This is a genomic window from Paraburkholderia sp. (assembly GCF_036488795.1).
Taxonomy (GTDB): domain Bacteria; phylum Pseudomonadota; class Gammaproteobacteria; order Burkholderiales; family Burkholderiaceae; genus Paraburkholderia.
The window spans coordinates 15,993-38,143 of the sequence record NZ_DASXHA010000122.1 but is presented as its reverse complement, the minus strand read 5'-3'; the positions used below and the strand labels follow the sequence as shown (position 1 = coordinate 38,143).

The 22,151-nt window shown below is 64.0% G+C and carries 13 protein-coding genes and 1 pseudogene; 9 read left to right on the top strand and 5 right to left on the bottom strand.

From position 1 onward, the window contains the following. Positions 1 to 72 precede the first annotated feature (72 nt). Together VGH41_RS17685 and VGH41_RS17680 are read right to left on the bottom strand one after the other, a co-directional pair. Positions 73 to 1,548: a sensor domain-containing diguanylate cyclase gene (locus tag VGH41_RS17685; protein WP_414696678.1), complete on the bottom strand. Its 1,476-nt coding sequence runs from the start codon at positions 1,546 to 1,548 to the stop codon at positions 73 to 75. Between the two features lie 307 nt (positions 1,549 to 1,855). Continuing rightward, a complete protein-coding gene (locus VGH41_RS17680; RefSeq protein ID WP_331598804.1) occupies positions 1,856 to 3,553 on the bottom strand; it encodes a methyl-accepting chemotaxis protein in 1,698 nt (565 codons plus the stop codon). Between the two features lie 578 nt (positions 3,554 to 4,131). Here VGH41_RS17680 and VGH41_RS17675 point away from each other — a divergent pair. The 3 genes from VGH41_RS17675 to VGH41_RS17665 all read left to right on the top strand — a co-directional run bounded on the left by VGH41_RS17675 (position 4,132) and on the right by VGH41_RS17665 (position 6,887). Next, positions 4,132 to 4,554, top strand: a complete 423-nt coding sequence (locus VGH41_RS17675) for a phasin family protein (RefSeq protein ID WP_331598803.1) — start codon at positions 4,132 to 4,134, stop codon at positions 4,552 to 4,554. Positions 4,555 to 5,149: 595 nt separating this feature from the next. Beyond that, positions 5,150 to 5,599, top strand: coding sequence for a DUF2844 domain-containing protein (locus VGH41_RS17670; RefSeq protein ID WP_331598875.1), 450 nt, complete (start codon positions 5,150 to 5,152; stop codon positions 5,597 to 5,599). Between the two features lie 10 nt (positions 5,600 to 5,609). Next, positions 5,610 to 6,887, top strand: coding sequence for a DUF3443 domain-containing protein (locus VGH41_RS17665; protein ID WP_331598802.1), 1,278 nt, complete (start codon positions 5,610 to 5,612; stop codon positions 6,885 to 6,887). 56 nt (positions 6,888 to 6,943) lie between these two features. Here the strand turns inward: VGH41_RS17665 and VGH41_RS17660 are convergent, their stop codons facing one another. Next, positions 6,944 to 9,292 carry a tetratricopeptide repeat protein gene (locus tag VGH41_RS17660; protein ID WP_331598801.1) on the bottom strand — a complete coding sequence of 783 codons (2,349 nt, stop codon included), beginning with the start codon at positions 9,290 to 9,292 and terminating at the stop codon, positions 6,944 to 6,946. A 443-nt stretch (positions 9,293 to 9,735) separates the two neighbouring features. Then, positions 9,736 to 10,794, bottom strand: a pseudogene (locus tag VGH41_RS17655) (zinc-binding metallopeptidase family protein); the annotation flags it as partial. A 344-nt stretch (positions 10,795 to 11,138) separates the two neighbouring features. Between VGH41_RS17655 and VGH41_RS17650 the strand changes: the two are divergent. The 3 genes from VGH41_RS17650 to VGH41_RS17640 are packed head-to-tail and all read left to right on the top strand — an operon-like array spanning position 11,139 to position 18,196. Continuing rightward, positions 11,139 to 14,621, top strand: a complete 3,483-nt coding sequence (locus VGH41_RS17650; RefSeq protein ID WP_331598800.1) for a transglutaminase family protein — start codon at positions 11,139 to 11,141, stop codon at positions 14,619 to 14,621. A gap of 30 nt (positions 14,622 to 14,651) precedes the next feature. Next, a complete protein-coding gene (locus VGH41_RS17645; protein ID WP_331598799.1) occupies positions 14,652 to 17,309 on the top strand; it encodes a circularly permuted type 2 ATP-grasp protein in 2,658 nt (885 codons plus the stop codon). Beyond that, positions 17,306 to 18,196, top strand: coding sequence for a transglutaminase family protein (locus VGH41_RS17640; RefSeq protein WP_331598798.1), 891 nt, complete (start codon positions 17,306 to 17,308; stop codon positions 18,194 to 18,196). The genes VGH41_RS17645 and VGH41_RS17640 overlap by 4 nt, the downstream gene beginning before the upstream one ends. Positions 18,197 to 18,244: 48 nt before the next feature. Here the strand turns inward: VGH41_RS17640 and fliD are convergent, their stop codons facing one another. Continuing rightward, entirely contained in the window at positions 18,245 to 19,741 is a 1,497-nt protein-coding gene (fliD, locus tag VGH41_RS17635; protein WP_331598797.1) for a flagellar filament capping protein FliD, read from the bottom strand. 241 nt (positions 19,742 to 19,982) lie between these two features. On the opposite strand from fliD, the gene VGH41_RS17630 reads away from it, so the two are divergent. The 3 genes from VGH41_RS17630 (at position 19,983) to VGH41_RS17620 (ending at position 22,132) form a co-directional block, all read left to right on the top strand. Next, positions 19,983 to 20,414 carry a MarR family transcriptional regulator gene (locus VGH41_RS17630; protein WP_331598796.1) on the top strand — a complete coding sequence of 144 codons (432 nt, stop codon included), beginning with the start codon at positions 19,983 to 19,985 and terminating at the stop codon, positions 20,412 to 20,414. A 109-nt stretch (positions 20,415 to 20,523) separates the two neighbouring features. Next, on the top strand, positions 20,524 to 20,940 hold the full coding sequence (locus VGH41_RS17625) for a MarR family winged helix-turn-helix transcriptional regulator (RefSeq protein ID WP_331598795.1): 417 nt from the start codon (positions 20,524 to 20,526) through the stop codon (positions 20,938 to 20,940). An 82-nt stretch (positions 20,941 to 21,022) separates the two neighbouring features. Next, positions 21,023 to 22,132, top strand: coding sequence for an HlyD family secretion protein (locus VGH41_RS17620; protein ID WP_331598793.1), 1,110 nt, complete (start codon positions 21,023 to 21,025; stop codon positions 22,130 to 22,132). Positions 22,133 to 22,151 lie beyond the last annotated feature (19 nt).

Below are 22,151 nucleotides of genomic sequence, written 5' to 3'. Positions count from 1 at the left end.
ACTCTTGCGTGGGGTTACTGAAGCCCTCGCGATACCTTACACACCCTTGCGGGACCCGGCGAGACGACGCTGTCAGACCCTCTGCGGCGAAGCCATCACGACCCGGTTGCGACCGGCCGTCTTGGCGGCATAGAGTGCGGCGTCGGCACGCTGCATGAACGCATCAAGCGTGGCGTCTCTGGAGTGATCCACCGTGCCGCATCCAATACTCACGGTCACTGCCGGGATGCTCGTGGGGCTCGCACCGACGTGGCAGGCCTCGACCTCGCGGCGTATCGCTTCCGCAACGTCGTGCGCGCCGCGCGTGCCGGTGTCCGGCAGCACCGCGACGAATTCTTCGCCGCCATAGCGTGCCGCCAGATCACCCGGGCGCCGCAGATGCCGCTCGAGGCAAGCGGCGATGCGCTGCAGCGCCTGGTCGCCTAGCGCGTGGCCGTGCTCGTCGTTGTACTTTTTGAAGTGATCGGCATCGATGAACAGTACCGACATGTCGCGTCCGGTGCGCCGCATGCGCTGCCATTCCGTGACGAGTACCTTATCGAGTGCGCGGCGGTTGCTGAGTCCGGTCAGCGAATCTGTTTTCGCCATATGCTCGAGTTGCGACTGCATGGCGGCGCGGTCGCGCAGGGCGAATGCGAGCAGCCACACGACGATCACGAAGGCCACGCTCACAAACAGCGCACACGCGCCGACCATCAGCGAGCGGGCACGCCATGCGGATAGCACATCCGCCTCGGCGGGTGCGACGACTGCAATCAGCGGCGTGCCCGGAATGCGCGCGAAGGTGTAGAGCCGCGTCACGCCATCGAGCGGTGAGCGCGCCGCATAGGAGCCGCTGGGGTTGTCGAGCATGCGCCGGAAGGTCGGCGACTTCAGGATGAAGAACCCCGTGAGGCCGGTCATTGCCGGGTTGCGGGCGACGACGCTGCCGTCGCTGCGGATGATGAGGCTGGAGCCGTGCGGTCCCACCGCCACCTGCTTGAGCAACTGGCGAAAGTACTCGATATTGACGGCAATCACCGCGACGCCGCCAAACGAGCCATCCGCCTTGTCGATGCGGCGGCTGAGCGCAATGGAGGGCGCGCCGTTGCGCAGCCGGGAAAGGTACGGTGCGGAGACGTAAAGCCCAACGTTGCGCGCGTGTTCGTGTACCAGGAAATAATCGCGATCGGACAGATTGCCTTTGGGCGGCGTGCCGGTGCCGTATTCGACGGAGTTGCCGTTCGCGTCCAGCGCGGAGATGGAGCTGACGTAGCGGGCGGTCGTGCTGCGATCGAACAGCACTTTATGCCGGATCTCGCTATCGAGCCGCATCACGGCCGGATCGCGCAAGCCCGATGCAACCGCCTGCAATGAAAGATCCGCCAGTTCGAAATTGCGTTGGACGTCACTGCTCAGAACCGAGATGACGCTTTGCGACGTGTCGCGCGCGTGGTCGATGGCGTCTTGCCGTGCTGCGACGAGCGTGACGAGCGTGAGAGCAAACGCCCCCAGTGCCAGCACACTGCCTACTGCACCGACGGCTAGCGGATGACGTACCGCCCGCATCGCGAAGCGGCTCAAGCGGAATTCGATGCGGTTGCGCCGCGGTTGGAGTGCTCGAATGGGCCCGGCTGGGGCGCTTTCACTGATTTGCATAAAGTCTGATGGGCCGGCGCATGGCGAGCCATTCACATGTCGCGGCTCGGCGAGAAAATTGAAAACGCCGCTTACTGGCGTTGCTTGTATAACGGCCGGATCTTATAGAACTTCATCCCCGCCGATCATTTCGGCAGCAGGAGATCTAATTGAGTTGCGCCAGGACATATCGCACCATGGCGGGCGATATATCCTGCGCTATGACTTGCCTGAGAACCTAGAACGTTTCCCAGTTGTTTGCGCTCGCCTCGGCGATCGGGGCCGGCTCTTTGACGGGAGGGGCGGGGGCCCGCTTCGGTGCGGATCGTTGCAGCGGTGCGCGCGATTTCGTTGCGGGCGCAACTGCACGGGCTGCAGGGACAGCTTTGCTTTCGGTGACCTTGAACACGGACACCGCGCGCTTTTGCTGCGCGGCCTGTTGTTCGAGCGATTGTGCGGCCGCCGATGCTTCTTCGACGAGCGCGGCATTTTGCTGCGTCACTTCGTCCATTTGACCAACGGCCTGATTCACCTGTTCGATACCGCGGCTTTGCTCTTCAGACGCGGCAGAGATTTCCGCGTTGATATCCGCAACCCGTTTGATGGCCTGCTGCACTTCGGCCATGGTGCGCCCGACTTCTTCGGCCTGGGACGAACCGTTGTGAATCGTCTCGACCGAGCTCTGAATGAGGTCCTTGATTTCTTTCGCTGCGCTTGACGAACGTTGCGCGAGGCTGCGCACTTCACCGGCGACCACCGCGAAGCCGCGACCCTGCTCGCCGGCGCGCGCCGCTTCAACGGCTGCATTCAACGCGAGAATATTGGTCTGGAAAGCGATGCCCTCGATCAGGGAAGTGATATCGGCGATCTTCGTCGAACTGGCGGTGATGTCGCCCATCGTCACCAGCATGCGCTCCACCATGGTGTTGCCCTTGTCGGCCACGTGCGATGCATTGCCCGCAAGCGTGGTGGCCTGACGCGCATTCTCCGAGTTTTGCTTCACCGTGGCGGTGAGCTGCTCCATGCTGGCGGCGGTTTCTTCCAGTGAGGCGGCTTGCTCTTCGGTGCGCGACGACAGATCCATATTGCCGGCAGCAATCTGGCTGGAGGCCACCATGATTGATTCGCTGGACCCCTTGATGCCGCGGACGATCTCGGCGAGGTTCGAATCCATCTGCTTCAGCGCGCCGAGCAGATGGCCGAATTCATCGTTCGAGTGAATCGACAACTGGTTTTCGAGCTGTCCTTCGGCGATGCGCTGGGCGACGTTCACCGCGGATGTGAGCGGCGTAATGATGGCTTTCAACAGGTACACCGAAGCACCCACGGCGACGGCCAGACCGAGTGCGATCATGCCGACCGCGATCCACAACAGGGCGTGATAGCTGTCGACGCTGTCTGCGGCGAACTGTCTGGCCTGGGATGAATTCATTTCGATGTCTGCGCCGATGCTGTCGGCGACGGCGTTGGCAGCCGACACCGTTTTGTCGAGTGCGGGTGCGACGGCGTCCAGCGTACCGGCATCGACGGCCGCGAGGATCGTGTCGGTGTTCGTTTTGAAATCCGCGGTTTGCCCGGCGATCTGATCGGCGAGCTTACGTTCGTCCCCGGCTGAAACACGAGCCGGATAGTAGTCGCTCCAGGCCGCATCGACTTTCTTCTGAAGGTCGCGGATCGCCTGGGCCGCCTGCTTCGCTTGCGCTGGATCCTTCAGCGTCGCAAGCTGGTCGAGCGCCAGGCGGATCTTCAGCGCGGTTCCGCGCGTGTTCGCAAGATCCTGGATGGGCACCGTGCTATTGGCGTACATCGAGTTCATGTCGGAACTCATCTCTGCGAGCCCGCGTACGCCCATCAATCCGATTGTGATCATCAACACCACGCACGCGCCGAGCGCGAGAATGATCTTGAACTTGATGGTGCTGGTCAGCTTGTTCATTCAGATACCTGTACACGATGGAGAGGCGATTGCTTCGGGGGAGTACGCGCGGGTGTTTGGTCTAACGAGAGGTGTCACGCAAGCCAAAGGCATAGACGTGTAAACGACATGGCGTTTGGGTTCTTGAGGCAAGCGTCGCAGAAAAACGCATCCTTTCGCTTTTGTTTGCTGCTTTATTTCATTCTGATTACCGCGCGGTAAAACATGCACTGCAATGGGGCGCACCCGCGGTCGATCTGCACCGAGAGCGTATCTGCCTCGGCTGCCGTCCAGGTGGTGGGTAATGCGCGGTAAGGCGTGCGTCCCCTGCACCTGCCTTTGCTACACATGTGGCGAGGACATGCATCGAAAGGCGGTTTTGGCCCCATTGCTGGCGCAATGCGAGCATAAAGCGCATGATTGACCACGTGCCGTCGTAAGCCCGCAAGCGTGCGTCGCGCCATTGCGGCGCGTGCAAGCCTATAAGCAACTCAACAGCGGAGCGCGGCACACGCGAAGCCGACCCATGCGCGTCACCGGCCCCATGGTCTTCAGTGGTGCGCGGTTGGCATGACTTGTCCCGCCAAGGAGGAATGAGTATGGAACGACCTGACGCCGCCAATCCGTTTGGCGATTTCACCAAAATGCTGGAGCAGTTCAAGCTCCCCGGCTTCGACGTGCCCGCCATCATGGAAGCGCGACGCAAGGACGTCGAGGCGCTGGTAACAGCGAATCAGGCCGCGCTGCAGGGCATGCAATCGCTCGCGCAGAAGCAGGCTGAAATGCTCCGTTCCACGCTGGGAGAACTCCAGTCGCTGGCCAGTCAATTCTCGGCCTCGGGCGGTGCTCCTTCCGCGCAAACCGCGGATCTGGTGCAGCAAACCCTGCACAAGGCATTGGCGGATATGCAGCAACTCGCGCAGGCGGCCTATCAGTCGCAGGCAGAGTCGTATGCCGTGATTGCCAAACGCGTCGAAGAGAACGTGCAGGAACTCAAGACACTTCTGCAACCGAAGAAATAACAGAAGGGCCACGCCGAAGCACGCGGGTGCAGTCCTCACGTGCATTGGACACAGGGCTGAAGTCGAACAGAATGCCGGCGCCGACCAGGAGGTCGCCCCGGCATTTTGCTTGTTTGGCGCTCGTTATCGACGATCTGCAAGCTTTCTTCAGACGAAGAAATTGGCACACCAAACAAAGTATGAAGAAAGACAAGGTCGTCCGGATTCTGCAGCGTCCTTTTAAAACGGCGTGCTGGATACATCAGGCTTAGCGACTTTTTTCCTGCCGCCCCTCATTTTCAAGCAGGTGTTCGCTTAAAACGCCAGGTAGCGGTCAGATTGACCGCGATTCGCCGTGGGTTGGCGTTGTGGTTTTCAAAGTCAAACAGGACGTGCCGACGAAGCCGGTTTTGAACCTCCGGCAAGTGATCCAGAGCGTGCTTTTGCTTCGCTAAAGTTTCGCGCCGCCACTCCGTAGACGCACTCACGCAGCCTCTCCGGCGTGTTTGCAACACCGGTGGTTCACGCGGTCGAGGTGTGCGCTTCTTATGCGTCGTTCGTGATTGGCTTCAATGGCTCACGAGCGTTTCACCTCGAAGGAATTCACTTGAAAACGATGCTTCATACCAGCATTGCCTGCGCAATGCTCGGGACCGCTTGTGCCTTTTCTTTGCCCGCGCAGGCCGCGCTTGGCGAGAACGTCAGCAGCGTCGCTAGCGACGAGGCACGCATGCACGCCGTCGCCCATGGCGCAACGGCGCAGGCCGCATACACGGTCCATCTGATCGCGCTGCCCTCGGGAACTGCGGTGCGCGAATACGTGGCGGCGAACGGCATCGTGTTTGGCGTGGCATGGGAAGGCCCGACCTTGCCCGATCTGAAGGCGACGCTGGGCGCAGCCTTCGATCAGTACGTCGCCGCCACCGCAACGCGCCGTGCCACACCGCTTGCCGTGTCGAACAGCGGCCTCGTGGTGTATTCAGGCGGCCATTTGCGCGCATTTGCAGGCCATGCATACCTGCCGCAAGCGGTGCCGGCCGGCGTCGACGTGAGCGTCATTCAATAACGGAGTGATCATGCGTCAATCAGATTCGTTCATCGCGTTGCTCGCGGCCACCTTGCTCGCCTTGCTCGTCACTGCCTGCGGCGGGGGAGGCGGTGGAGGGGGTGCCGCATCGGGCGCATCGAGCGGCGGCACGACGAACGTGTCGTCGCCGGGTCAGACGGTGACCAACACGTCGCCCGCGACGGCGCTGGCGGCCAACGTCGTGGCGGTGACCGTCGATCAGGGCGTGACCGGGGTGCCGAACATGCCGTTCGTCAGCGTGACGGTGTGCGCGCCGGGCACTACGCAGTGTCAAACCATTGATCACGTGTTGGTGGATACCGGCTCGTGGGGGCTGCGTGTGTTTGCAGCGCAATTGCCGCCAACCATGGCGCTGCCGCAACAGCAGGATGCGTCCGGCAATCTGCTGGCCGAATGCATGCAGTTTTTCGACGGCTATACATGGGGTTCGGTGCGGCTCGCCGATGTGCGGATTGCCGGTGAGAAAGCGGCGTCGTTGCCGATTCAGGTGATCGACCCTGGCTACAGCGCGACGCCGTCGGACTGCAGCAGCGTCGGCACAGCGCGCAATACCCCTGGCGCATTGGCCGCCAACGGCGTACTCGGCATTGGCGTCTTCAAGCACGATTGCGGCGCGAACTGTGTGCAGCGTGCGGTGCCGGCAGCCTATTACAGTTGTGCTGGAACCACGTGCACATCCATTGCCGTGGCCGAGAATCTGCAGGTCGCGAATCCGATTCCGTACTTCGCCACGGACAACAACGGTTCTGAATTGAGCTTGCCGCCCGTTGCCGCAACCGGCGCGGCGTCGCTGACGGGGCAACTGGTGTTCGGGATCGGTACACAGAGCAACAACGGTCTGGGCACTGCGCAGGTGATCGGCGTGAGCCCGTCAACCGGCACCTTCATGACCTCGCAAAACGGTACGACGTACACGAAAAGCATCATGGATAGCGGATCGACCGGGCTGTTCTTTCAGACGAGCGCGCTGCCGGTCTGTGCCGGTCCGAACAACGCGTATTACTGTCCGTTGTCAACGCAACAATTGACTGCGGTGATCGAAGGGGTGAACGGTGTGACGAGCGCGGTGTCATTCGATGTGGGCAACGCCACGGCGCTTGCGCAAGGCGCCAACGGCAATGTCGTGATGCCGCTGCTGGCAGGCCCGGCGTTCGTGACGTCGACGATCTTCGATTGGGGTCTGCCGTTCTTCTACGGACGCAACGTGTACGCGGCCGTGGAACAGCAGGCGACGCCGGGCGGGACCGGGCCGTTTATCGCCTATTGATGGGCGGTTGCGGGGGCGTGGGCGTGGGATTTGCAACCGGCAAAATCCGCTTATTCTCACCAGGCCTTCCATACCTTCCTGTAAGCCGCTTCCACATGCCGTGCAAAGCGCGCGCCATCCATCAACGGCGACTGCTCCATGCGTGACCGCAGACCGTGCCGCAACGCTGCCAGACGCGGCCAGTCATTGGCCAGTTCAACGACGATACGGACGAATGCGTCGTCCGTATGCGCGGCGAGTTCGCTTAACCCCAGATTGAACAGCTGACTCAAACCACCGCGTCCTACCGCAGTCTCGCCCACTCGCGTGACGACCGGTACGCCCATCCAGAATGAGTCGAGGCTGGTGGTGTGGCCGTTATAGGGAAAGGTATCGAGTCCGAGATCGATCTGATGATAGGTGCGCAGATAGTCGGCACGCGGCTGGAACGGCACGAAGCCAACGCGCTGAATGTCGATGCCTTGCTGTTCGATGCGTCGCGCGAGATCGGCGTGGGCGTTGCCGGCTGGTGCCATCAACAGCAGCCGTGAGTTGGGCACGGCTGCCAGCACGACGCTCCACATGCCGAGCGTGCGGTCCGTCAGTTTGCACGGATTGTTCAGGCATCCGAACGTTAGATGACCGGCCGTCAAAGCGGGCAGCGGGTTCACTTGCGGAGACTGCGTCAACGGGTCGTAGCACCAGAACGAGTCCGGCAGGCGCACGGAGCGTTCGGTGTAATGGCCGTCGTTCGACGGCGGATCGAGCCGCGGATCGGTCAGCCGGTAATCGATCGCTTCGATACCAGTCGTGCCCGGATACGCGAGCCACGCCATCTGCACCGGCGCCGGTTTACGGGCGAACAGCAGCGGTCGGCCGTCGGCCATGTGCATCGTCAGGTCGACCAGAATGTCGATGCCGTCCGCGCGGATCTGTTGCGCGAGCTGTTCGTCGTCGAGCGCGCGAACTTCGCGCCACACGTCGACATAGCCGTCGATGCGCCGCGTCAGATCGTCGGGCCGCTCCACGCTCGCATAGCAGTAAATCTCGAACTGGTTGTGATCGTGATGGGCGAACAGCGGCACCGTGAAAAGCGACTGGCAGTGATCGCGAAAGTCCGCGCCGACGTAGCCGATCCGCAAACGCCGCTCGGGTGTGCGGTCGTTCGTGTGCGGCAGACGCGCCGCCGCGAGCGGCGCTTCGTGTTGCGCCGACCAGCGACGGCATTCCTCGAGTACGGGCTCGCCGTGTTCCGCCTGAAATGTCAACGCGTAGGCCAGATTGCTGTGCGCAACCACGTTGGCAGGGTCGCACTGCACGGCACGGCGATAGTGGACGATGCCTCGATCGAGCGCACCGCAATCCTTCAGCACGTTGCCAAGGTTATTGTGCGAGGCCGAATGGTTCGGATCCACCGCCAGCGCAGCCTCGAACAGCGCTTCCGCGTCCACGGTGCGGCGCAAGGTGCGCATCAGATTGCCCGCGTTGTTGTAGGCAGCCACGAAACCGGGACGCGCCCGGATGGCGGCGTCGTAGGCATCCACCGCGGCTTTATATTCGCCCAGCTCCTTGCTGAGGTTGCCCAGGTTGTTGTGGGCGTCGGCGTGCTGCGGATCGAGTGCGATCGCGGTGCGGTACTGTGCCTGCGCCTCGTGGCGACGGCCGAGCGCGTGCAACGCAATGCCGAGGTTGTACGCGGCTTCGGGAAAGTGCGGAACGATCTCCAGCGTGCGTGTGAACAGCGCCGCGGCATCTTCGAACTGACGCCGTGAGCACAATGCCACGCCGAGATTGAGCAGGCAGGTGGGCGAATCCGGCGCGTTCAGCACGGCCTGGCTCAGGCATTCGACGGCCCCGTCGATCTGTCCGCGCGCCTGCAACAGCGTGCCCAGGTTCGTCAACGCGCTGGCGTGGCCGGGCTGTGCCGCGATGGCGCGCCGGTACGCGGCTTCGGCGCGCGCCGCCTCACCCAGTTGACGATGGCAGTTGCCCAGGTTGTTCAGTGCATCGACTTGCGCCGGATCGAGCGAGGCGGCCGACTCATACGCGCTCGCCGCGCCGGGCATATCGCCGTTCGCCTGCAAGGCGTCGGCGAGCGCGCACCACACATCCGCAGACGTTGCGTCCAGAGCGAGCAGCGCGCGGTACGTGTCGATCGCGTCGTCGAAGCGCTGCTGCGCGCTCAGCACCTGGGCGCGCGCAAAATGGTAGCGGGTTTCCCGGGGCACGACCTCGATCGCACGGTCGAGCCACTCGAGCGCGTCGTCGTAGGCGGCGCATTGCAGTCCGAGTACACCGAGGCGAAACATCACGTCGGCGTTGGCCGGATCGTCGGCGAGCACGTTGTGGTACAGCCCGCGGGCACCCGCCAGGTCGCCCGCGAGGTGCCGCTCTTTGGCCAATGCCAGACATGAGTCGCTCTGCATCGAGGTCTTGCCTTGTTCCGAAGGGTGCGATGAGTGCGGACGCGCTTTTTTGCGAGGTGCGCAGGCCGGGCCTAAGCCGTCCGCTCGTAAGAGCGGAATAACGGCAGATTCCCGCTCGATCTTTACCGCGACCAACCAGAAAATCTCGCAGCTTACGATGGGTTGACGGAATCAGGCGGTGAACCCGACGGTGAGCCCGGCTGGCCGGGGGGCTGCGCGGCCGTCCGGGCTGCGGCATCGGTTGCCGGCTGGGCATCTGACTGAGCGAGGCTTTGTGCGTCGGATTGCACGGCGGCCTGGGCGGCCGCCCGATCGTTTGGCGGCGTCTCTGGCTGAGTGGCCGGTTGCGTGGCCGACTGGGTAGCCGGCTGGGTAGCCAACCGGGCCTTCAGCTTGCGGCCCGCTTGCGCGCCCGGCCCGCTTTTCGCCGTCACCCGCTGGCCTTTCTTGCCGGACGCCGCGACCACCCGGTGCACCAGGCGCAGCTTGTCCACCACTGGCGCCGCGAGCGTGAAAGGATAGCCGTCCGGCATGCCAAGACTGCGATTCAGGCTGTTCAGCGCGTAGGTGAGCGGAAACCAGCGCTTCATCAGATTATCGAAGCTGGCGTCTTCGACCGGCGTCTGGTCCGTCAGCGTCGGTTCGTTGGGCGCTTGCGGGATCAGCGCGACGCCATAGGTGGTGGCCGTATCGAGCACGTCGACGATCAGCAGGTAGTGCGCCCACGTCTCGGCCCAGTCTTCCCACGGATGCATGGTGGCATACGCGCTGATGTACGACTGGGGCCAGTCGGCTGGCGCGCCGTCGCGATAGTAGGCTTCGAGCGCCGCGCCGTAATCCGCGCTCTCGTCGCCGAACCGCGCGCGGAACGGCTCCAGCCAGTCGGTACCGGCGACGAGACGATCGAAATAGTAGTGCCCCGTCTCATGACGAAAATGCCCGAGGAGCGTGCGGTACGGCTCGCCCATCGCGGTGCGGGTGCGTTCGCGGTAGGCGTCGTCGGCTTCGGCAATGTTCAGCGTGATGAGGCCGTCGTCGTGGCCTGTCATGACCTGCGCGCCGTCGCCGCCGTCTTCGAGGAATTCGAATTCAAGCCCTTCCTCGGGATTTTCCAGCCGTGATTCGACCTGCACGCCGAGCGCCGCCAGCGTATAGAGCAGGCGCCGCTTGGCGACTTCGAGGCGGTACCAGTAGAGCCGGTTATCCGGTGCAGCAAGGTTCGGAATGGTGCGCGTGAGGCGGCATGAGCGGCACAAGGTATCGGGCGAATCGGCGGGGATCATCCAGTTGCAGACGTTTTCCACCGCGTAGTTATGACACTGACGGTAGAGCGCACCGTCCACCCGCGGATGCAGACTGCGCCAGCGGCCTTCGCCGGCCTCTTCGAAGGCGCTGATTTCGGCCAGTTCCGGCACGAAGCCCAGCAACGCCTCGCACCGTTCGCACTGGACGTTTTCATAGAACACGAGGTGTTCGCAGCGATTGCAGTGAAACGTTTTCATGACGGAGCCTGGAAGTGGTAGCTGAGTTGGCTTGAGCACGATGATGTGCCCGATCCGCAAAGCAGGCGCAAGCTTCATGCCGCATTTGCCAGACGTCACTGCTTTAACGCACATTACGTGCATGATGGGGCATGCGGACTGCGCCGCTTTGGTGCGTGGTGTGAGAAAAGCCACCTGCGGCGGCTGCTTGCTGGTGAGCCGAGATGCAACGCACAGGCTGAACGCACCACGCGCTGCACGCGAGATATGTTTTCCGGCCGCAAGGCCCGAACCGGCAACTTTTTCTACCAACGGCATGAAGCTTGCTTTTTGGCGGGCTGCCATCCTTCGTCCAGGAGTCCGGTGTGTCGATACGTGTCGCGTTGAACCATGTCACACATTACCGTTATGACCGCCTCGTCGGACTGTCGCCGCAGGTCGTGCGCCTGCGGCCCGCGCCACACTGCCGTACGCCGATCCTGTCGTATTCGATGCGGGTCGAACCGGCCGGGCATTTCATCAACTGGCAACAGGATGCGTTCGCCAACTACCAGGCGCGTCTCGTCTTTCCGGAGAAGACCCGCGAGTTCAAGATCACAGTGGATCTGGTGGCCGAAATGGCCGTCTACAACCCGTTCGACTTCTTTCTCGAACCGTCCGCCGAAAAATTCCCCTTTGCCTACGCGCCCGGTCTGGCCGAAGAACTCGCCCCGTATCTGGTGAGGCGCGAGCCGACTCCGAAGTTTGCCGAATTCGTCGCGAGCATCGACCGCTCGCCGAAAGTGACCGCGGATTTTCTGGTCGAACTGAACCAGCGTCTGCAGCGCGAGATCCGCTACCTGATCCGCATGGAGCCGGGTGTGCAGACGCCTGAGGAAACGCTGACGAGCGCTGCGGGCTCGTGCCGCGATTCGGGCTGGCTGCTGGTCGAGACACTGCGTCAACTGGGACTGGCGGCACGCTTCGTGTCGGGCTATCTGCTGCAACTGGCGCCGGACACGAGGTCGCTCGACGGCCCGAGCGGCACGGAAGTCGACTTCACCGACCTGCACGCCTGGTGCGAGGTCTACCTGCCCGGCGCCGGATGGATTGGCCTCGATCCGACTTCGGGCTTGCTCGCGGGCGAAGGGCACATCCCCGTGGCCTGCACGCCTGAACCGGGCAGCGCCGCGCCGATTTCCGGCGCGGTCGACGAGTCCGAGGTCGAGTTCGAACATACGATGACGATCGAGCGGGTGCTGGAAACGCCGCGCGTCACCAAGCCTTATAGCGAGGCGATCTGGAGCGACGTGCTGCAGATGGGCGCGCGGGTCGACGAGCACCTCACCGGCATGGACGTGCGCCTGACGATGGGCGGCGAGCCGACCTTCGTGGCGGTGCGCGACCGCGACGCCGCCGAGTGGAACACCGACGCCCTCGGCCCGACCAAACGCAGCTATGCGGTTGCGTTGATGGACAAGCTACGCTCGCGCTACGGCGCGAACGGCTTTCTGCATATCGGCCAGGGCAAGTGGTATCCGGGCGAGCAACTACCGCGCTGGGCCTTGTCGCTCTACTGGCGCGCGGACGGCGAGCCTTGCTGGCAAGACCCGGGCTTGTTCGCCGACGAGCGCTCGCCCGGCAGTTACACCGCGGAGGACGCGAAGCGTTTCCTCACGCACCTGAGCGGCAAGCTCGCGCTCGACACGAAATTCATCCGGGCCGGCTACGAGGACACCTGGTATTACCTGTGGCGCGAGCGGCGCCTGCCGGTCAACGTCGATCCGTTCGAATCGCGCCTGGACGACGAGATGGAGCGCGTGCGTTTGCGGCGTATCTTCGACAGCGGGCTGGCGTCGGTGACGGGCTATGTGCTGCCGCTCGCGCGCGAGCGCGACGTGCCGCTGCAAGGACCGCGCTGGATCACCGGGCCATGGACTTTTCGCGGCGAACGCATGTATCTGATTCCCGGCGATTCGCCGATGGGCTACCGCTTGCCGCTCGATGCGCTGCCGTGGGTGTCGGCCACCGACTATCCGTATCAGCACGCGCACGATCCGTTTGCGCCGCCGGCGCCGCTGCGCAGCGCGGCGCAGTTGCGCATGCAGTACGACGCGCGCTCGATTGCGAATGGTCTGGTGGGCGAAGCGGCAGCACGTGCGGGTGCGGCGGGAGTGGGCGGCGCAGCGGGTTTGGGGGCGGGCGCTGGCGGTAGCGCCGCAGGCGGCGCGTCTGCCACCAGCGCCGCCGCGCGCATCCCCGAACGCGGCGAATCCGCCAGTTGGGTCACGCGCACCGCTTTGTGCGTCGAAGCCCGTGACCCGGCGCGCGCCGCCGGCCCGAAGGTCGAGACCGAGACTTTCGGCAGCGGGCGCAAGATGCTGCACGTGTTCATGCCGCCGCTCACCGAACTCGACGACTATCTGGACCTGCTCGCCGCCGTCGAAGCCACTGCGGCCGAGCTGAAGATGAAAGTCGTGATCGAGGGCTATCCGCCGCCGCGCGATCAGCGTCTGAAGATGCTGCAGGTGACGCCGGACCCGGGCGTGATCGAAGTGAACATCCATCCGGCTTCGAGCTGGGCGCAACTGGTCGATCACACCGAGTACCTGTATCAGGCGGCGCACGAAACGTATCTGAGCACCGAGAAGTTCATGACCGACGGCCGCCATACCGGCACCGGCGGCGGCAATCACTTCGTGCTGGGCGGCGCGACGCCGGCCGACAGCCCGTTCCTGCGGCGGCCTGATCTGCTCGCGAGTCTGGTGGCGTACTGGCTCAATCATCCGTCGCTGTCGTATCTGTTCTCGGGTCTCTTTATCGGACCGACGAGCCAGGCGCCGCGCGTCGACGAGGCCCGCAACGACCAGGTCTACGAACTGGAAGTGGCGTTGCGCGAACTGCAGCGCCAGATCGACCTGCTCGGCGGCCGCGAGGGCGGCCCGTTGCCGGCGTGGATGATCGACCGGTCGCTCCGCAATATCCTGATCGACGTCACGGGCAACACGCACCGCGCCGAGTTTTGCATCGACAAGCTGTATTCGCCCGATGGCCCGACCGGCCGCCTCGGTCTGCTCGAACTGCGCGGCTTCGAAATGCCGCCGCACGCGCGCATGAGCCTCGTGCAGCAGTTGCTGTTGCGCGCCCTGGTGGCGCGGTTCTGGAAGACGCCGTACACCACGCGTCTCACGCGCTGGGGCACGGAACTGCACGACCGCTTTCTGCTCGGCACGTTCGTGCAGATGGATTTCGACGACGTGCTCGCCGAACTCGCCGAGGCCGGTTATGCGTTCGATCGCGCCTGGTTCGCGCCGCACTTCGAATTCCGCTTCCCGATGGTGGGCGAAACCACCGCCAGCGGCGTGACGCTGACCCTGCGCAGCGCGCTCGAACCGTGGCACGTGATGGGCGAGGAGGGCGCGCCGGGCGGCACGGTGCGTTACGTGGATTCCTCCGTGGAACGGCTCGAAGTGCGCGTGCTGGGGCTGAACGACAACCGCCATGTCGTGACGGTCAACGGTGTGCCGGTGCCGCTGCAACCGACTGGGCGCGTCAGCGAATCGGTGGCGGGCGTGCGCTATCGCGCGTGGTCGCAGCCCTCCGCGCTGCATCCGACGATTGGCGTCGACGCCCCGCTTACGTTCGACCTCGTCGATACATGGACCGGGCGATCCATCGGCGGATGCCAGTATCATGTGGCTCATCCGAGCGGGCGCAATTACCAGACTTTCCCGGTCAACGCGTACGAGGCAGAAAGCCGGCGGCGCGCGCGCTTCTTCACGACCGGTCATACGCCTGGACCGCTCGTGGCAGAGGCGCCGCAACGCAGTCTGGAATTCCCGTTCACGCTGGATTTACGCTACTGGTGACCCTGAAGAACAATTAACCGCGATACGACCTTGGCCTTTCAATCGACTTTTCCCTTCGAGGCGAGCTCCGCCCACGCGGATGCGCTGTCGCTCCTGCGGGTGCTGCCGGTCCGCGAAGGCCACTGGGACGAGTTGCTCGATGCGTCCGGCGCGTTGCGCGCGCCGTGGCGCGAGTTCTTCGAGCGGCTGGGCGAGGACGGCATTGCCCGCCTCGAACACAACGCGGCGTCGGTTGCGCAGCAGATCCGCGATAACGACATCAGCTACAACGTCTACGCCGACAAGGGCGAGCCGCGGCCGTGGGCGCTCGATCTGCTGCCGTTCCTGATCGACGAGGCCGAGTGGGCCGAAATCGAGAGCGGCGTGATGCAGCGCGCGCAACTGCTCAACGCGGTGGTCGCCGACGTCTACGGCGCGCAGACGCTGCTGCGGCGCGGCCAGTTGCCGCCTGCGCTGGTCTTCGGGCATCCGGGTTATCTGCGGCCGGTGAAGGGTTTTACGCCGCCGGGCGGTCAATATCTGCAGGTGGTCGCGGTGGATCTGGCACGCGCGCCCAACGGCGGCTGGACCGTGGTGTCGCATCGCACCGAGGCGCCGTCGGGCCTTGGCTACGCGCTCGAAAACCGCCTGATCGTCTCCAGCCAGTTTGCCGAGCCGTTCCGTGCGCTGCACGTGAGCCGCCTCGCGCCGACCTATTCGCAACTGATGGCCACCCTGGTCGAGGCCGCGCGCGCCACGATGCGCGGCGACGCCGCGGACCGCTCGCCGCATATCGCGCTGCTCACGCCCGGGCCGTTCAGCGAAACCTATTTCGAGCATGTGTTTCTGGCGCGCTATCTGGGCGTGACGCTGGTCGAAGGCAAAGACCTGACCGTGCGCGACGACATGCTGTATCTCAAGACGCTTGCCGGTCTCGAGCGCGTGCATGTGGTGGTGCGCCGTCTGGACGACGCGTTTTGCGATCCGGTCGAACTGCGCGCGGATTCGACCATCGGCGTACCCGGTCTGTTGCAGGTGATGCGGGCGGGCAATGTGATCGTGTCGAACGTGCCGGGTTCCGGCTTCGTCGAATCGCCCGCCTTGCATGGCTTTCTGCCGGGCATTTGTCATGATTTGCTGAACGAGGAACTGGTGCTGCCGGGCGTGCCCACGTGGTGGTGCGGCGAAGAAGCGGCGCGTGAACACGCCTTTACGCATCTGGATGAAGCGTTTCTGCTGCCGACCTGGCCGGCCGCCGGCCGCGACAGTCCGCCTGGCATGGCGCAGGGCACGCAACGGCTCGAAGCATGGCGTAGCCGCATCGAAGCGCTGCCCGATCACTTCACGATTCAACAGCCGCTGCCGTATTCGTGTGCGCCGCGCTTTGAGGACGGCACGCTCGGCCGCCGGCCGTCGGTGCTGCGCGTCTATGCGATCGCCGACTTCAACGGCGGCTGGCATGTGATGCCGGGCGGTTTCACGCGGCTCGCCGCGCAACGGCAGGCGACGGTGTCGATGCAGTTCGGCGGCAGCAGCGTCGATACGTGGGTGTTGTCGAGCCAGCCGATCTCGACGTTCACGCTGCTGCCTTCGCCGATGCAACCGGCGGATCTCGCGCGCAAGCATCGCACCGTCTCCAGCCGTGCGGCGGAAAACCTGTTCTGGGCGGGGCGTTATAGCGAACGCGCCGAGAACAATGTGCGGCTGTTGCGGCTGATTCTCGGCTCGCTGGAGAGCAACGATGCCGACGCGATGTTCAGCACGCTCGTCGAACTGGCCTTGAATTGCGGGCTCGTGCAATTCGGCGACGTGCGCGCCGGCGATTCGTTACAGGCTTTCGAGCGCACGCTGGTTGCCAACCTGCACGAATCCACCGGCGCGGCCAGCATCGGGCAGGTGCTGGCGTCGCAGGCGCGCTCGAGCGGCGAGATTCGCGGCCGTCTGTCGAACGATCACTGGCGCACCATTCTCGCGGCGCGCAATGACTTCCGCGACGCCTTGCCGAAGCTGACGCCCGCGCTGGCCTCGTCTGCGGGAGCGAACGGCGCGAACGGCGGCCACGGTGGCAATGGTGGTGCGCCGCAGGGTGGCGCGCGGCTCGACCGCTACGACCGCGTCACGCTGATGGACGCGCTCGAACATCTGGCCACGCAGCTCTCGGCGATCAGCGGCTCGCAGGGCGACCGCATGACGCGCGACGAAGCATGGCGGCTGTTGTTCACGGGGCGCCACATCGAACGGGTTGCGGCAATGACGTCGACCCTGCGCGTGGTCGCTGAAAAAGGGCAACTTGCGACACCTGCGGGTTTCGACTTGCTGCTGCAATTGTTCGACAGCACGCTCACCTATCGCTCGCTCTATCCGGGCCGTCTGGAAGTGCCGGCGCTGCTCGATCTGCTGGTGGTCGAGCCGACCAATCCGCGTGGCCTGTACGGCGTCTACGAACGCCTGTGCGGCAAGCTCGACGAAATTTCGATCGCAGCAGGCGGTGGCGGCGGCGCGAGACACCGGCCTTTCGTGGCTCTGATGCCGCCACCGGAGACGTTGCCGCCGCTCGAACGCCTGTGCGAAACCGATGAAAACGGCGCGTACACGACGCTCATGCGCGTCTGCGACGAACTGGGCGCATTCGTCGCAGCGGCGGCCAACGAGGTCAGCGCGCGCTACTTCAGCCACGCCAATACGCTCGCCTCGCAGGTGTCGTCATGAAGACCGCTCAGACGGTGCTATCGGTCGCGCACCGCACGACTTATCGTTATTCGACTTACGTGGAAACCGCGCAGCATCTCGCGACCATCCGGCCGCTGGCGTGTGCGTGGCAGCGCATCATCTCGCATGAGGAACGCATCGAACCGGAGCCGTCGTATGCGCACAGCCGCGTCGATGCGTTCGGCAATGACGTGCTGTATTTCACGCTCGATGCGCCGCACGAGCGGCTGCAACTGGTCAGCGAAACCACGGTGCAATTGACGCCGCGCTGGACGCAGCTCGATCCGCAATCGACGCCTGGCTGGGATGAAGTGGCGCAGGCGTTGCGTTATTGTGCGGGCGGCGAGTTCCGGCCGGAGGTGGAGTTCTGTTTTGCTTCGCCGAACATCGCGTTGCGCCCTGCGTTGCGTGCGTATGCGTTGCCGAGCTTCGCGCCTGGCACGCCGATCGCCGCGGGTGCGATCGATCTGATGCAGCGCATTCACAGCGACTTTGCCTATAAACCCTCGGCGACGATGTTCGATACGCCGGCGGAGCGCGCCTTCGAGTTAAAGAGCGGCGTGTGTCAGGACTTCGCGCAGGTGATGATCGGCTGCTTGCGCTCGCTGGGATTGCCGGCACGCTATGTGAGCGGCTATCTGCGCAACGACCCGCCGCCGGGTCAGCCGCGGCTGATCGGTGCGGACGCGTCGCATGCGTGGGTGTCGGTGTATTGCCCGGGCAGCGGGTGGATCGATCTGGATCCGACCAACGACGTGCTCGCCGATATGGATCACGTGACCCTCGCGATTGGCCGCGACTACAGCGATGTGTCGTTGCTGCGCGGGATGATTCTGGGCGGCGGCGCGCACCGGGTCGAGGTGGGCGTGAGCGTGCTGGCGTTATGAGGTGCGCGTCGCTGCGCCGCAAACGCGGCGCAGCGTCCCCCGCGACCTTTACTTGTTCGTCGCCATCGCCCCCGCACTGTTTTTCCCGCCAAACAGCGCGGTCAGATAATCCGCGCTCTGGCTCGTCTGCGTCATCAGCTTGTTCAGCGCCGAAAACTGCGCGTTATACGCCTTGGTGATCTTGTCCGTATAGGCGGTCAACTGGGTCTGCTGACTCGCCACCGCCTTCAGATCAGCCGTGAGGGCGTTGGTATGTGCGTCGATCGTGCCGTCCTTTTGCAGGAACGTGGTCAGCGACCTGTTCATCGACACAGCCAGTCCCGTCTTTGCGCTGAACAGCGCCGCCACCGCCCGGGAATCGCTGCTCAATGCGTTGGACAGCGTGACGTCGTCCAGCTTCAGCGTGCCGTCCTTCTGGAATGTGATGCCGATGGCCGCAAGGCTGGCTGTGCTCGAGCCCGCCCCCGCGCCTTGTTTGCCGTCCCCGCTCAGCGCGCTCGCGAGCGTGTTGCGGATGGTGTTCAGCACCGAGTCGCCCAGCAGCACGCCGCCTTGTGAACCGGCTGCCTTGGTCGAATCGAAGCCCGTAAACGACGCGGCCGCGTTGACAAAGTTGTTGTACGCGGTGACGAACGCGCCAATGGCCGTCTTCTGATCGCTGACGTCCTGCGCGATGGTGAGCGTCTGCGTGGTTCCCTCGGATTCGGCCGTGAGCGAGATGCTCAGGCCATCGATGGCGGAGCCGACCAGGTTGCTGGCGCTCACCACTTCCATGCCCGAGATGCTGAGCCGCGCATCCTGTCCGGCCACGCTTTGCTTCCAGTTGCCGGAGGCGTCGAGTTCGGTGGTGGGCGGCACGGTGCTCGACGTGCTGGACTTGACGCTCAGCTTGCGCAAATCCGCGTTGTCCGATTTGACGTCGATGCTGATGCCGTTCGCGAGTCCCGTGAAATTCGAATGCAGCATCAGATGCGCGCCGTCCACCCCGTTGACCACCGTGGCCGCGATGCCCGGATTGCCGGAGGCGGCGTTGATGGCGGCGGCGATATCCGCCAGCGTGCTGTGCGCGGTGTCGATATTGATGGTGGTGCTCTTGCCGCCCAACGACAGCGTCAACGACCCGCTGCCGAGCGCGCTTTTGGCGCCGAACGCACCGGACGTGATGGCCTGGGAGGAGGCGATGTTCTTGACGTCCACTAGATAGCTGCCCGTCACCACACCGCTGCCGGCCGTCGCCGTCAGGCCCTTGCCGCTTGCCGACGCAGTGAGGCTCGAGAAGGCCTTGCCGTTTGCGAGCGGCGTCAACGCGCCTTGCATCAGCGAAAGCACCGACTTTAAGGTGCCGATAGCCGTCAACTGGCTGTTGTCGCGCGTCGCCCGTCCGGCGAGTTGCGCGGCTTTGCCGGCCACTTTCGCGTTGACGAGTGCGCTCACCAGCGCGTTGATGTCGGTATCCGACCTGGTCGAACCGCTGATGATGGATTGCGCCGCGTCCTGGATCGAAGTGGCCGTGGATGCACTGGTGCTGTTAGTAACCGTTGACATGACGTGTGGGTCCCCCGCGTCAGCAGAATGTGTTGGAATACGGCAACGAATGCGGCAAAGAGGGCGCTCCAGACGCGCCTCGATCAGTCCGGACCCCAGCCAGTCTCAGGCAGTCCAAACTGTAAGCTATTGTAATAAACTAAATCTCAATATTACAAGTGCATTTCAAGTAGTTTTCAATTCGCCGTTGTTTCGAGTGCGTGGGTTGACTCTGTGTGTACGCACATATAGACTGGCTTACATGAACGGACCGATCTCTTACGACGAGTGCAACTGCTTCGCGCTGCGCCAGGCGGCGCGCTACGTCACGCAGATTTACGAGCGCCACCTGGGCGAGGTGGGGCTGACGGCTGCGCAGTTCACTATCCTCGCAAAGCTGGCGCGCACGCCTGAAGCGACCATGATCGAAATCGCGGATGCGATGGTGATGGACCGCACGACCCTCGTGCGGGCGCTCAAGCCTTTGCAGCGCGATGGTTTTGTGGTCAGCGAAGCCTCGGAGCACGATGGCCGCACGTATCTGCTGAGTCTCTCGGAGAGCGGCAAAGAGACCTTCGCGCAGGCAGCGGTGGCGTGGCGCAACGCGCAGGCCGAGTTCGAAGGCAAGTTTGGCCAGGGGCGAGCGAAGGCACTGCGCGCGGAGTTGTTTGGCTTGACCGCGGACGCAGGCTGACGAGATTCGCGCATCCGGCGCTCACGAATCACCGGGTGCAAGGGGCGACGAATCCGTTCGCTGCTTCGTGTTCTTGTGTGTGTATGCACTTAGAGAGTGGGTCGATCCGATGCAACTGCTTCCCGATGACGATTGTTTCGCGATTCGCCAGGCCGCGCGCTACGTGTCGCAGCTTTACGACCGCCACCTTGCGCCGGTCGGTCTGACGATCACGCAATTCTCGATCATGAACAAGCTCAGGCGCGCCGGTTCCATGACGATGCGACAGCTGGCCGACGCGATGGTGATGGAGCGGACCACGCTGGTGCGCGCGCTGCAACCATTGCAGCGCGATGGCCTCGTGTCCGGCCGCAACGCGACGTCCCGTGGCAGAGGGCTGTCGCTCAGCCTGACGCCCGACGGGCAAGCGCGCTTCGCCGCGGCGCGGCTTTGCTGGCGCGCCGCGCAGGGCGATTTCGAGCGCCGCTTCGGCGCTGAGCGTGCGGCGCTGCTGCGCGGCGAGTTGTTCGATATGACGAAGGCTTAGGTTCGGCGTCTCCCTATAAGTACGGTCGGCGTGAATCTCACGCTTTCTTTGATAACAATCTGGTGCATACGCACATCCAATCATGTCAAGCACACCTTCGACTATTGCCCCGCCCAGCGCCGCCGGCGTCGCCAAACCTGCCCGCCGCGTTCCGTGGATGCTGCTCGCTGTATTGGGCGTGGTGCTCGTGATGGCGCTCGCGTTGTCGTACTGGTTTTTCGTTGGCCGCTTTGTTGAAAGTACCGACGATGCGTACGTCGGCGGCGACGTGACGGTCATGGCGCCGAAGGTGAATGGCTTCGTCACCGATGTGCTGGTGCACGACAACCAGCATGTGCAGGTGGGACAGGTCCTGATCCGGCTCGACGCGCGTGACTACGATGCGCGCCTCGCGCAGGCAAGCGCGGAAGTGCAGAGCGCCCAGGCAGCGGTGACCGAATTGCAGGCGAAGAAATCGCTGCAACTGGCGACCATCAACGAGCAGGCAGCCGAAGTGAAATCCTCTGACGCCGAGCTGACGCGCAGCAACCTGGATCAGGCACGCTACCGCGCGCTCGTCAAGGACGAGGCGGTGTCGAACCAGATCGTCGAGCGCGCCGATGCGGACCTCGTCAAGGCGCATGCCGCGGTGGACCGCAGCGGCGCGGCGTTGCTCGCCGCGCAACGGCAGATCACGGTGCTCGATGCGCAGATCGGTGCGGCGCAAGCGCGGGTGGCGACGGCGCAAGCCGCGCAGCGTGTCGCTGAATTGAATGTGGAGTACACGACGATCCGTTCGCCGGTCGACGGGTATGTCGGCAATCGCACCGCACGCGTGGGACTGCTGGCTGATACCGGTGTGTCGCTGCTGACCGTGGTGCCGTCGACGGGTCTGTGGATCGACGCGAACTTCAAGGAAGACCAGTTGAAGAAAATGCGCGTCGGCGATACGGTCGACGTCGCGCTCGACGCGTCGAGCGAGTCGCTGCACGGCGTGGTCGATAGTCTTGCGCCGGCCACCGGCGCGACTTTCAGCGTGCTGCCGGCGGAGAACGCCACCGGCAACTTCACGAAGATCGTGCAGCGCGTGCCGGTGCGCATTCACCTCGAGGTGCCGGAAAATATGCGCGGCGTGCTGCGGCCGGGCTTGTCGGCGACGGTCAAGGTGCACGTCGACGGCGAGCATGGCGTGAACCCGCCGGCGCGTTCGTAACATGAGCGCCGCAACCGCC